Origin of the sequence: Colwellia sp. E2M01, assembly GCF_018860585.1 — a bacterium.
Taxonomy (GTDB): domain Bacteria; phylum Pseudomonadota; class Gammaproteobacteria; order Enterobacterales; family Alteromonadaceae; genus Colwellia.
The window spans coordinates 73,711-86,515 of the sequence record NZ_JAHKPR010000082.1 but is presented as its reverse complement, the minus strand read 5'-3'; the positions used below and the strand labels follow the sequence as shown (position 1 = coordinate 86,515).

Here is a 12,805-nt window from a genome sequence, read left to right as displayed (position 1 = left end):
AGAGAATGCAGGAGCTTATTCTCCTGAACAACCATTCTCTTCAATCAATGCCTTGCCTCTAAGCCTTTTAATTCTCGCTGAGTGGGAAAGAACTTAATCAAATTGGTATTAGGTATGTTCTTCGTTTTAAGGCTTAGTTTTAAGGTTTCGTATTAAAGCTTAATGTTACGGCTTAGCTTTAAGGTTTCGTATTGAAGTAGCTATTGAGCAAGGTATGCCAGTTCTTATCAGTATAATGAAACTGTGCAAGTTGCTTTCTTTCTTTTAAAAATGAACGTTGTAAACGTGCCATATTATCTCTGTGCCATTCAGTATGTACAGGGTTAGTGCGTAATTCACCTCGATCAAAGTCGATCAAAAACACCTGTTCTTTATCATCAAGCAAAATATTATGGCTATTCAAGTCATGATGATAAATACCGTGATGATGAAAATGCTTAATGGTAGCGCCAATACGATGCCAAACCTCATCACTTAACGACTGTTTAGTTAATATCGCTACCAAATCTTGTGCATTGTTAATACGGCTAGTAAGTAAATCCGCTTTGTAGGTTAAGCCATTTTGAATAACACGGTAGGCAATAGGTGCAGGCGCTGGTAATTTTAATGTTTGCATATGACGTAACAGGGCAAACTCTTGGGCAGCGCGTGTTTTGTTTATGGTATCAAACCAATAAGAGTCATTAATTAATTTACCAATTAAACCACCACGATAATAATGACGTAATACCCAATCGTGTTTAATATTATTACTATCGGTATAGGCTAAAAACCATGTAGTTCCACGGCCTTGTGCAGAGCCTGTTATAGCACTTTTTTGTTGCCAATAACTAGGGCTTAGCATCTCGGCAGCAAAATTATCAATTAATGTTTCATTGAAAAAGCAAGTTGTCTTACCTTGTACAAGCCGAGTAAATTTTGCGTTAGTTACCGATTCAGTCACGAGTTATCTCCAGAAGACTTCATTGTCGTTACTGTATCAGTAACCTTGTCAATAGTGTTAACAATAGGTGATAAAAGCTTTTTTACCGCAGTTAAGCTCTTTTCACTGGCTCCTTGGTTGGCTAATACCACTTTTAATGCATTCTCACCAAGTTGTTGTTGCTGTGCGGGCTGCCGTAATAAAGTACTTACTTTGTCAATCAGTTGAGTACTTGCTTCATCTTCGGCTAATTCAATAACGGCATTCTCTTGTCTAAGTTGCTGCATTATTTCATTAAAGTTACTCATGTTATGACCCACTATAATAGGCTTAGTAAATAAAGCAGGCTCTAATGGGTTATGACCTCCAACTTCGCTAAAGCTACCTCCCATAGTTACAATATCACTTAAATCAAAAGCTGCCATTAGCTCGCCAAGGCTATCAAGCAACCACACTTGTTCGCTAGTAACGGCAGTTTTTTCGCTGCGCCTTGCCAAGGTAAAGCCTTGCGAAAGGCAAAGCTTGGCAACGTGATCAAAACGTTCAGGGTGGCGAGGTACTAATACCAATAATAATTGTGGGAATTGAGTTAATAATTCTTTGAAGGCGCTTAATATAATTTCTTCATCGCCTTGATGGGTGCTAGCAACTAACCAAAGCGTCCTGCTAGGTTTATTTTCATTTTGCGCGAGTGTTGTTGACTGTAATAGTAACTCACTCAGCTCAGCTTTTTTGGACATCATTTGCTGATTAATACTGATATCAAATTTTAAGTTACCACTATTTTCACAACGTTCTGTACTCGCACCAAGTTGTATAAAGTGAGTTAAATTTTCTTCGCTTTGACAAAGAATTCTATCAAAGCGATTTAAACAAGGAGTAATTAACGGGGAAACTTTGGCATAACTGGTAAGCGACTTTTTCGATAAACGACCATTAATTAATAATAACTTTATATTCTGACGATGGCATTGGGCTATAAGACTTGGCCATAACTCAGTTTCCATAAAAATCATCATTTTAGGCTTCAAGCGATGAATAAATAATGCGGTGCAAGGTAGTATATCAAGTGGTAAATAACCGTGCTGCACTCGAGAGCCAAATAACTTAGTTATTTGTGCAGAGCCTGTTGGCGTAAATGAGGTAACTGTGACCGGTAAATCAGGGTAAGTGAGTAATAACTTTTCTATAAAACTTTTAAGAGCAATTACTTCACCAACACTTGCTGCGTGTACAACAATACCGCCTTGTTGTATAGCTTGTGGTTGTGTGGGAAAAAAGCCTAATCGTTCTAATAATCGTTGACGATAAGCGGTATTTTTTTTAGAGCGAACCACTAAAAAAATGAGTGCTACCGGCAATAATAATAACAGGAGAATGCGGTAAATTAGTAAGGAAATCATATTAGTGAATATACTCTATCATTAATTGCTCAAGAGATTATAACAAAGGCTTTATCAATGTGCGTGATAAAAAATCGCCTTTAACATATTGATACGCATTTTACCTATTAGCGTATTTTTAATGAATGTAAAATGCGTTAACATAGCAGACTAACACCAGAGTAGTGGTTGTAATAACGACTAATTAATGAGGAATACACAGTGTCAGATAATAGTTTTAAGCATATGTCAGTAAGTGATTTACAAGGCGTTTTAGCAAATAAATCACATGTTGTAGTAGATATTAGAGACGCTAACTCATTTGCAGGAGGCAGAATTGCTGGTGCACTTCATTTGACCAATGAATCATTACCTGATTTTTTACGTGATGCAGACCTTGATGCGCCTGTTGTTGTTTGTTGTTATCACGGCATTTCAAGCCAACAAGCAGCTGAGTTTTTGGTTAGCCAAGACTTTACTGAAGTTTATTCACTTGATGGTGGTTTTACTCAGTGGCAAACACAATTTCCTAATGATATTGAGCGATAACTCCTTATGACAAATGAGTCTGTTGAACATACGGATGCTTTACAGCCTTTAGTGCAACTTAAAGACCGTAATATCGCCTTATTGTTTAGTCATTATTTACAAACATTAGGTATTCAGGCGCAGTTACAATCAAGTCAAGAAGATGGCCATGTTATATTTTGTCCTGCAGACAAGTTAGAACAAAGTAAAGCAGAATTTGATGCTTTTATTTTGCATCCTCATGCGGAAAAATATCAACAAGCGGCTTGGGATAGTGGTGAAACCATTAGCCTTAGCTCCAATGACTTCACCTTATTAAAAAGCTTTAAGGCTAGTTTTTTAGAGCATGCAGGTATAGTTACCTTGCTTGTTTTTATTGCATGCTGGGTGGTTTTTTTAGGTAGTGAGCTTGGTTGGGCGCAAACATTATTTACTAGGTTGCAGTTTTATCCGCAATTTTCAATTGATGCCTTTTTACATGATCCATTACGTTTAATTGGCCCAGCGTTATTTCATTTTTCTTGGTTACATATTGTCTTCAATACCATGTGGTGGTGGCAACTAGGTGGCAGTATAGAAAAAACCTTAGGTAAAATGACCTTAATTAACTTGTTTCTTATCTCTGCTATTGTATCTAATGTGGGGCAATATATTGTTTCAGGACCAAATTTTGCGGGTTTATCTGGCGTTGTTTATGCTTTAGTCGGATTTATTTGGTGGTTTGGTTATTTAGCGCCAGAACGAGGCTTATCATTATCAAAACCATTAGTTGGTTTTTTACTGTTTTGGTTAGTGCTTGGCTTTGTTGATTTATTACCTGTAAATGTAGCAAATACTGCACATTTACTTGGTTTGTTATCAGGATGTTTTTTAGCGTTATATACGGTAAAAGTATTGGGCGTGGGCGGTAAGCGAGAAGTTTAATGGTCAACGGAACACATAAATTGAAGTCGTGTTAAGTGTTCCGTTTATATTTTAAATCTGCTTGATTAATTATCTAGCCACTGTGTGAAAAGTAATTTTTTAACCAGCGGCTCGCCAGTTTCTTGCACTAATAGTGCTTTCACTTGTTCTTCGCATTCCAATTGTATTTCAGAACGACCTTTTATCGATTTCACTTTTGCTTCTTCTTGTTGGCCAATAATGTCGATAATAGCATCGCGTAATAAAGGCGCATGGTGCTCCACAATCGTTAAATTATCACCTTCCACCATTAACTCAACTGTTATACGAACAAAGCCGATTTTCTTTTTTGAAGCAACATAATTAGTAACTATGTCTGGCTGAAAGCCGTAATAAGCATAACTAGCGGCATTAACCTGTATAGTGCTTGTGCTTAATATGAAGAGGAAAGAAAAAGGAATTAAATATTTATACATAAAATAACAGTCGATAGGAAATGAATGAACTTACCTTTATCATACCTCTATTTTTATTTTTTTCCTGCTTATTTTGTAAATTATACTAATTCGGATAAGTTTATGTGTTTTATTACGCGGTAGTAGAGAAGATCCGTAGAATTTATAATTAATTGTCACTTAATCTGAGCATTCTATACCCGTTACCATTCACGATGTATATTTAAATTCCCACTGAAATCGAGTATTTTGAATGGTAACGAGTATATAGAGAATGGTATTAAATGAGTTTACGATTGTTGTCTGTTATTATATTGGAAGTATTAATACCGCGGTTTTAAGATCAAAAATATAAGTTACCGTTTACGTTTTATTACCTTATGAGCCTTTGCACAATAAATATATGAATCAAGAAATCATTACTTTTCCAGTGACCTTATCAGGACAATGGCAGGTTCCTAACCACACCAATTTATCGCAATGTTCAGCTATGTTAAAAGACTGGTTACTTGACGAAAGCTCCCTTACCGCTCGCCTTAAAAGCCATAGCTCGAATTTTCATGTAAAAGTAATTGGTGAAGCACAGCAGCTTTGCTCTACAGAAGATGCGTGTGCATTGATTAATGTTGGTGAGCCCGTATTAGTACGTGAAGTACTATTATATTGCGATAATGTACCGCAAGTATTTGCTCGTAGCGTATTACCTTTAACAAGTTTAACCGGCAAAGAAGTGGTGCTTGGTCATTTGGGTGCGCAACCTTTAGGGCAGGTGTTATTTAATAACCCGTCACTACAACGCCAAGGCCTAGAGGTATCTGCTTTTACTGTAGGCTCTAGTATTGCTATGTTGGCTAATGCATTACTTGAGCAAGGTAACGTTACATACAACACAGTTGATAGCGAACGTAAACTTTGGGGCCGTCGTTCTATTTTTATATTAGAGAATAAACCTTTAATGGTTGCTGAAGTATTTCTTCCGAACGCTTTTGCTTATCAATAGAAGACTCAATCAAGATATGTTTGGTAGTACTCGGTTTAATATCAGTACTCGGTTTAATATCAATACCCGAATTAGAAAAAAATGAATAAGAGAATAGAAAAATAATGCTGAATAAATTGAAACAAAAGTGGCTAGCAATAAAGTTAATTACACGTATGGATAAGCCTATCGGTACTTATTTATTATTGTGGCCAACCTATTGGGCAATATGGATTGCCAGTGATGGTTGGCCTAGTCTGCATATGTTATTAGTGTTTAGCTTGGGTGTATTTATTATGCGTAGTGCAGGTTGCGTGATAAATGATTACGCAGATAGAAAAATTGATGGCAGCATTGAACGCACTAAAAATAGGCCGTTAGTTAATGGCATGATGACCAGTACCGAAGCAATTAACTTATTTGGTTTGTTAATTGGCATGGCGCTAGGGTTAGTATTAACACTGAGTTTGTTTACTATCTACCTGTCTGTCGTTGCAGTGTTTCTTGCGGCGCTTTACCCGTTTATGAAGCGGTATACTCATTTACCGCAAATGTTTTTAGGTGCTGCTTTTAGTTGGGGGATGATCATGGCCTTTGCAGAGGTTCAGGGCGAAATACCGACAATTGCATGGATATTATTTGCGGCAAATATGTGCTGGACTGTGGCTTACGATACTATGTATGCCATGGTGGATAGAAATGACGATGTAAAAGTTGGCGTTAAATCAACCGCTATTTTATTTGCTGAAAACGACAAACGTATTATTGGTATTTTACAATTAATGACCTTAGCTTTGTTATGGACAGTAGGTGATATTCTCGCTTTTGGCTGGCCGTTTCAATTATCACTTATTGTCGTGGCGGGCTTATTTAGTTATCAACAATTGTTGATTGCTAATAGAGAAAGAGAAGCGTGTTTTAAAGCTTTTTTACACAATCACTGGGTTGGTTTGGCCGTGTTTGTTGGTATCGTTGTTGAGTATTTATAAATAACAGACCCTACTATAAATTTAGTTGAACAACTGAATAAACTCTTCAAAAGGTAAGGGTCTGTTAAAATAATAACCTTGGTATTGATAGCAACCAAGCATTTTTAGGCAATTAAATTCATCTATTGTTTCTACACCTTCTGCCAGTACGTTCATGTGTAATGTTTTACCTAAGCTAATGATCATACTCGCAATGGCGACACTTTCATTACTCTGTTCAATATTTGCAACAAAAGAACGGTCTATTTTTAATACTCTTGCAGGAATGCGTTTTAAATAAGTTAATGAAGAATAACCTGTACCAAAATCATCAATACTAGAAGTAATAGCATTGGCTTTAAATGAAGCAATGAGCTTTATAGAGTCTTCAATATTTTCAACAAGTAAATTTTCGGTTAACTCTAAACCTAAGTGCTCCGCCAAAATATTATTGGCTTTGATTGCTTGCATTACTTTATCTTGAAAATCATGCTGAATTAATTGTTTGGCACTGACGTTAATTGATATATTCTTAAAAGTGTTAGGTAGAGATAATTGTTCTATTTTATGAATATCAGCACATGCTTGCTCTAATACCCATTGACCAATATTAAGAATTAAGTCACTTTCTTCGGCAATAGGAATGTACACAGCAGGTGATTCAATACCATGAATAGGATGTTGCCAACGTAATAATGCTTCAGCGCCAATAATATCGCCGCTATGGTTGTATTGCGGTTGATAAAATAATTTGAAATCGCCATTTTTTAACCCTTGCTTCATATCTTCAACATAAGCTAAGCGTTTTTTTATTTTGTCTGACATCGAGGAGTGATATTGCTTACCTAATCGACTTTTATTGCGCTTTGCTTCATACATCGCGATGTCAGCGAATTTAATAATATTATTTACCGTACTACTTTGTAATGGGAAAAAGACATAACCAATGCTGCAACTTAACTTATATGAGTTAGCTTTGATAACAAAAGGAATAGCAAGTAGCTGATTGATATCACTGATTATTTCTGTCACAACCTCTTGGTAATTGTGATTTAAATTTCTAATGAGTAGCACAAACTCATCGCCACCAAAACGAGCGACATCAATATTCTCACCGCTTAATGATTGTAAGCGGTTTGCTAGAATAAGCAGTATTTGATCACCAACGGTATGCCCCATGGAATCATTAATAGGCTTAAACCGGTTAAGATCTATAAAGACAACACAACCAAATTTTTTATTAAAATGTGCCTCTTCTATTGCTTCGGCAAGTAATACGTTTAAATGTTGTCGGTTAACCAAACCAGTTAAACCATCATGCTGAGCTTGAAATGCCACTTTCTCTTCTACTAACTGTCTTGAGTAAACTTCTTTTACAAGTGAGTCGTGAACTAGCGAGGTATAACAACTGGTTGATAGTTTTTGTAAAATAGGTAACAGCGCTTTTTGTACTTCAATATCAATAGCGTAATGAGTTTCAAAAATAAGTAAGCCATGATCAGGAATAATAAAACCGAAGAAGTAGCGTCCATTTTCACATTGCTTAGATATATTTTCCTGAGCATTAATCAGTTGTGCTGTAAAGTGAGATAAAGCACTATTTTCTACCCATGATTTACCTTGTTTTTTTTTCGGAATACTGAGTAGATGTTGGTAATTGTTGGTTTCAAGCGGAGTTAATTTGGTTGGGATATTATTCTCATCACAATGAATATAAATGTGTGTACTAGTTAAATTGAGTCGATTAAAACAAACTTTTAAAAATACTTTCAACATAGCTTTTAAATCAAGCTTGTTACCAATAGCCATTGCTAGCTCATGTTGTAGTGAAATAATAAAAAGCGCTTTATTCATAATGCCTCAAATTTTACCAAGTACTAATAACGGTTGTTTTATTAAGTAAGCGAATAGCCCCACTTTTGCTATTGGCTATTTCACCTATAGACAATACACCAAATAATGCGGATGATGTTCTATGTTTATTAATGACATGTAACTCTCGAGCAAAATCATCTTCCATATATAACACCCTGCCAATACAATCAAAGATCATCGATATTTGCGCAGATTCAGCGGTTGTTTTAGAAAATAAATCGATGGCGGTTTGCTCTGTAGTTTCAATTAAACTATCAATATCGCCCTCAAGTAAATAGATCATTGAGTTAATAGGAATTTTTCCGGCACATTGTAAATAACCATATTGAGAGACAATGATCTCTCGTATTATTAGGTTACTGTTAATGTCTTCAATACCTAAAGGGTAACGCTTGGCAATATCGAAAAAGTTACCTTCAGTAAATTTATAATTGCTTGTGCTTTCTATAGCTTGGGAATATAAGTCAAAGGCAGGTTCGTAATTTAAACTAAGTACGGTTTGCTCTTCTACTTCAGAAGCTAAAAAAGGCCCTTGAAATATCTTCCAACCGTGCGCCACAGAAGTGGTTAACTTGCTAGGTAAAGTCACTAATAATACAACATTGCTACGTAAGCCTTGATTAGTAAAAATGCACGGGCGTTGAACAAAGTCGACATGCCCAGCACCTCCTCCAGCAATAGTAATACCGTGATCTAGGCATTCAAAAAGACAATCAATAAAGTCTTCAACATTATTCATCAAGCCATCAAAAAACATCAGAAAATTATCGCTATGAAAGTTAAGTTTTTCTTCTAGTTGTGAATTAATATAGTTTTCTAAAGCATCTTCGTCTTTGAGTTGATGTAAGTTAGAAAACGTAGAGATATTATAGGTTTCTTGAAAGCCAATAATTAAAGCGCCTTGCTTCATTAAGGTATCTTGGTGGGAAATCATGGGGTAAATTCCCCCAAAAATAGGCAGTAAACAGGTTTTTAATAATATATTAAGGTCTTGAGTTGGATAGTCGTTTTGATTACAAGCTAATACCATTAAACTTGTTGCATCACTAGCTTGGGCAAGGTTTAGGCCTATTTTGAAATCAGCGAGGCTATCGCTGTTTGTATGCCAAAAGAACAGACTTCCTTCCATCTTATTGTATCCATTGGTTTTTTATTATTGATTTATTTAAGCTATCTTGCATAATGCCTAAGTTATTTATATAAAACTAGTGCTAATTATTGCCACAATAGTTAAGCGCTTGTTTATTAGCGATTATTAATTAAAGTAGTAATTTGTCAAAATGTCTACTTGTAAACACGCATTAAATCGCGATACAACTTATCTATTAAATTTAGTTTCAATTTTAGTTCAACTATCGAAGAAGCGTTTGAGCAATATTACTTCTTCATTGTGACTTAGCAGGACGCTACATGGGTGTAGCTTATAATGAGAATGTAGGAGCAATTCTCCTGAATAACCATTCCTTCATCACAGCGCCTCCTCACTGCAACTTGAGATGTAAATCGCTCAAGCGCTCTGAAACATGCATCTTCAATGGTAACGGGTATATATCTAGATTTAAGATAGATATTTATGATAATTATGAAAGTTTAAAGGGAATAACAGATGAACAAAACTCTTTTAGTAAAAATGATGCTGCTTGTATCGCTTCTCTTAACCTCATTAGGTTTTAGTGGCTCAGCTTATGCAAATGATGGTAAAAAATATCGTTGGCGTTTAGCTGAAACCTGGGGGCCTAATTTTCCTATTTTTGGTGAAGCTTCAAAAAATATGGCAAAAATGGTCAAAGAGATGTCAAATGGCCGTTTTACTATTCGTATTGACTCGGCAAATAAACATAAATCAGCACTTGGTATTTTCGACTTTGTTAAAAGCGGTCAATATCAAATGGGGCATTCCGCGTCTTATTACTGGAAAGGTAAGGACTTTAATACCCAATTTTTTACAACGATTCCATTTGGCATGATCGCCTCTGAACGTCACGCATGGTTTTACTATGGTGGCGGTATGGAGTTGATGAAAAAAGTGTATGATCAATACGGCATTATGTCATTTCCTGGAGGTAATACTGGTAATCAGATGGCGGGTTGGTTCAAAAAAGAAATCAATAGCGTTGAAGATCTCCAAGGCCTTAAAATTCGTATTCCAGGATTTGCTGGTGAAGTTCTAGCAAAACTTGGTGCAAAACCAACAAATATCCCATCGGGCGAGCTATATACTGCGTTAGAGCGTAATACTATTGACGCTGTAGAGTGGGTTGGCCCTTCTTTAGATTTACGTATGGGCTTTCATAAAATAGCGCCTTATTACTACACTGGTTGGCATGAGCCAGGTGCTGAACTGCAGTTTATGGTAAATCAAAAAGCTTACGATAGTTTACCAAAAGATTTACAAGTTATTTTAACAGTAGCAATGAAAGCTGCAGCATACGATATGTACGCGCAGTCAATGCATGTAAGTGCTGAAAACTTAGCGTCGCTGAAAAAAGAATATCCAGATATAAAAATTCGTTCATTCCCTAAAAGTGTGATGAATGTTATTAAAAAAACGAATGATGAATTACTGACAGAGTTTGCTAATAAAGATCCAATGACAGCAGAAATTTTACAATCGTTAAAAGATTATAAAAGTCAAATTAGAACATGGACAGATTTGTCTGAAAGAGCTTATTTAGACAACTTTGATGAGTAATTTATTTATTTGCTGTAAAGTAGTAAGCGCGGCTTTTTAGCTGCGCTTTCTTGTTTTTATAGCTTGAATTTAAGTAGTTTAAAAACCAGAAATAACCATAAAATATAAGAGCCATAAAGAGCCCATAGATGAATACTAGTTTAAAAGTTATCAGTAAAATTATTGATGTTTTAGGAAATATTTGCAGTTTGTTAATGCTGCTTATGATCGCTAATGTTTTTTATGATGTGATCATGCGTTATTTCTTTAATGACGTCAGCATAGGTATGCAGGAATTAGAATGGCATCTATTTGCTGCTATGTTTATGTTTGGCATTGCTTATACTTTAAAAGAAGACGCGCATGTACGTGTTGATATATTTTATGATGTTATGTCTGCAAAAAAGAAAGCCATCATTAATATTTTTGGCTCAATTGTCCTAGCTTTACCCATTACCTTATTAATTATGTATTACGGTTACAATTATGCCTTTGAAGCTTATGAAATGGGTGAGGGCAGTGGTGATCCCGGTGGTTTACCACACCGATGGATTGTCCGCAGTGTTATTCCTTTGTCGTCATTGTTTTTAATCTTGGCAATTTTGCACGTGATATTAACTAGTATTCAAACCCTAAGAGGCAAAATTGTAGCGCATAGCACGGATACTAGTGTTGATGATGACAACAGTAATAACAGCAACCAAGGAGCATTATAATGACGGGGTTGGTCTTATTTGCGGTTGCGCTACTTTGTTTATTCTTAGGTTACTCTGTCGCTTTTACTTTTGCAGGTGTGTCACTGATTGTTGGTGTGGCTGTACTAGGTTTAGATCTTTTTGCGTTTATGCCGTATCGCATTATGGCTATTATGCAAAACACCATATTGATGGCTGTACCTATGTTTATCTTCATGGGGATTGTTTTACAAAAAACAGGTTTAGCAGAGCGTTTATTAGAGTCTTCAGCTAAGCTTTTTGGCGGCATTTCAGGCGGTGTTGCCATATCAACGATTATTGTTGGTACTTTGTTAGCGGCTTCAACCGGTGTGGTTGGCGCAAGTGTGGTAGCAATGGGCATCATATCTTTACCGGTAATGTTAAAAAATAACTATCATCAACCAACTGCTGCTGGCGTTATTTGTGCATCAGGTACTTTAGGGCAAATCATACCGCCGTCTATTATTCTTATTATTTTGGGTGATGTGATGGGCGTGCCAGTTGGTGATTTATTTCAAGCTGCAGTTATTCCCGGTATGTTATTAGTTGTTTTGTATACTTTATATATTTTGATATTAGGTCAAATAAAACCTGATCTTATGCCGCCTATTGAGGTAACAGAAAATAAACGTGAATTATTGCTACAAGCATTAAAAGATATTCTGCCACCTATGCTACTTATTTTAGTGGTATTAGGCTCTATTTTTGCAGGTATCGCCACGCCAACTGAATCGTCAGCAATTGGTGCTGTTGGGGCAATAATATTATCGTGTTTTTACGGCACCTTTTCTTTTAATAAATTACACGATATATCGAAAGAAACCGTTAAAGTCACCTCGATGGTATTTGCTGTACTTATTGGCGCTACCGCATTTGCGATGGTGTTTAGTTATTCAGGTAGTGAATATATTCTTGAAGACTTTTTTATGGAATTGTCTGATGGTAAATGGATGTTTATCATCATTGCCATGCTAGCTATTTTAATTTTAGGCTTTTTTATCGACTTTATTGAAATAGCTTTTTTAGTGGTGCCTATTTTATTACCTGTCGCTGTCGCTTTAGATATTAACTTAGTGTGGTTCGCCATTTTAATATCAATGAATCTACAAACCTCATTTTTAACACCACCTTTTGGGTTTAGCTTATTTTATTTAAAAGGTGTTGCGCCTAAATGGATGAAAACAAGCACTATTTATAAAGGTGTTATACCTTTTGTGATCATACAAGTCATTGTGTTGTTATTAGTGCTGAGTTTCCCAGAGCTGTTGATTATCGCCTAATCAATGAAACTAGTATGACAAGTTGGGCTAAATAACAGACATAAAAAAACACCATTGGCTAAGTTGTCAGTGGTGTTTTTTATATTATTTTTAATGATTCTGTGACAATTGCAGAGTAGCTTAAAT

General features: G+C 35.8%; 12 protein-coding genes. 7 read left to right on the top strand and 5 right to left on the bottom strand.

Features of this window, described 5'->3' with window-relative positions; genetic code table 11:
* Nucleotides 1–178 precede the first annotated feature (178 nt).
* Both KO502_RS15915 and waaA read right to left on the bottom strand, forming a co-directional pair.
* On the bottom strand, nucleotides 179–943 hold the full coding sequence (locus KO502_RS15915; RefSeq protein ID WP_216023557.1) for a 3-deoxy-D-manno-octulosonic acid kinase: 765 nt from the start codon (nucleotides 941–943) through the stop codon (nucleotides 179–181).
* The gene (gene waaA, locus KO502_RS15910; protein WP_216023556.1) at nucleotides 940–2,325 is read right to left on the bottom strand and encodes a lipid IV(A) 3-deoxy-D-manno-octulosonic acid transferase; all 1,386 of its coding nucleotides are present in this window, start codon (nucleotides 2,323–2,325) and stop codon (nucleotides 940–942) included. The genes KO502_RS15915 and waaA overlap by 4 nt, the downstream gene beginning before the upstream one ends.
* 201 nt (nucleotides 2,326–2,526) lie before the next feature.
* Between waaA and glpE the strand changes: the two genes are divergently transcribed.
* Nucleotides 2,527–2,853 carry a thiosulfate sulfurtransferase GlpE gene (glpE, locus tag KO502_RS15905; protein WP_354668345.1) on the top strand — a complete coding sequence of 109 codons (327 nt, stop codon included), beginning with the start codon at nucleotides 2,527–2,529 and terminating at the stop codon, nucleotides 2,851–2,853.
* A gap of 6 nt (nucleotides 2,854–2,859) precedes the next feature.
* Nucleotides 2,860–3,756 (top strand): rhomboid family intramembrane serine protease GlpG, encoded by an 897-nt coding sequence (gene glpG, locus KO502_RS15900; protein ID WP_216023555.1) that lies wholly within the window; start codon nucleotides 2,860–2,862, stop codon nucleotides 3,754–3,756.
* A gap of 65 nt (nucleotides 3,757–3,821) precedes the next feature.
* Here glpG and KO502_RS15895 read toward each other — a convergent pair whose 3' ends face one another.
* A complete protein-coding gene (locus KO502_RS15895) occupies nucleotides 3,822–4,211 on the bottom strand; it encodes a flagellar basal body-associated protein FliL (protein ID WP_216023554.1) in 390 nt (129 codons plus the stop codon).
* 382 nt (nucleotides 4,212–4,593) lie between these two features.
* Between KO502_RS15895 and KO502_RS15890 the strand changes: the two genes are divergently transcribed.
* On the top strand, nucleotides 4,594–5,190 hold the full coding sequence (locus KO502_RS15890; protein WP_216023553.1) for a chorismate lyase: 597 nt from the start codon (nucleotides 4,594–4,596) through the stop codon (nucleotides 5,188–5,190).
* Between the two features lie 104 nt (nucleotides 5,191–5,294).
* Complete coding sequence (gene ubiA, locus KO502_RS15885) at nucleotides 5,295–6,158, top strand: 4-hydroxybenzoate octaprenyltransferase (protein ID WP_216023552.1); 864 nt, start codon at nucleotides 5,295–5,297, stop codon at nucleotides 6,156–6,158.
* 21 nt (nucleotides 6,159–6,179) lie between these two features.
* On the opposite strand, the gene KO502_RS15880 is transcribed toward ubiA, so the two are convergent.
* Nucleotides 6,180–7,991 carry a bifunctional diguanylate cyclase/phosphodiesterase gene (locus KO502_RS15880; RefSeq protein ID WP_216023551.1) on the bottom strand — a complete coding sequence of 604 codons (1,812 nt, stop codon included), beginning with the start codon at nucleotides 7,989–7,991 and terminating at the stop codon, nucleotides 6,180–6,182.
* Nucleotides 7,992–8,004: 13 nt separating this feature from the next.
* Nucleotides 8,005–9,141 (bottom strand): FIST C-terminal domain-containing protein, encoded by a 1,137-nt coding sequence (locus tag KO502_RS15875; RefSeq protein ID WP_216023550.1) that lies wholly within the window; start codon nucleotides 9,139–9,141, stop codon nucleotides 8,005–8,007.
* A 477-nt stretch (nucleotides 9,142–9,618) separates the two neighbouring features.
* On the opposite strand from KO502_RS15875, the gene KO502_RS15870 reads away from it, so the two are divergent.
* From KO502_RS15870 to KO502_RS15860, 3 genes are all read left to right on the top strand, one after another.
* Nucleotides 9,619–10,704, top strand: coding sequence for a TRAP transporter substrate-binding protein (locus tag KO502_RS15870; protein ID WP_216023549.1), 1,086 nt, complete (start codon nucleotides 9,619–9,621; stop codon nucleotides 10,702–10,704).
* 128 nt (nucleotides 10,705–10,832) lie between these two features.
* A complete protein-coding gene (locus tag KO502_RS15865) occupies nucleotides 10,833–11,399 on the top strand; it encodes a TRAP transporter small permease subunit (protein WP_216023548.1) in 567 nt (188 codons plus the stop codon).
* Nucleotides 11,399–12,679, top strand: a complete 1,281-nt coding sequence (locus tag KO502_RS15860) for a TRAP transporter large permease subunit (protein ID WP_216023547.1) — start codon at nucleotides 11,399–11,401, stop codon at nucleotides 12,677–12,679. The genes KO502_RS15865 and KO502_RS15860 overlap by 1 nt, the downstream gene beginning before the upstream one ends.
* Nucleotides 12,680–12,805: the final 126 nt, after the last annotated feature.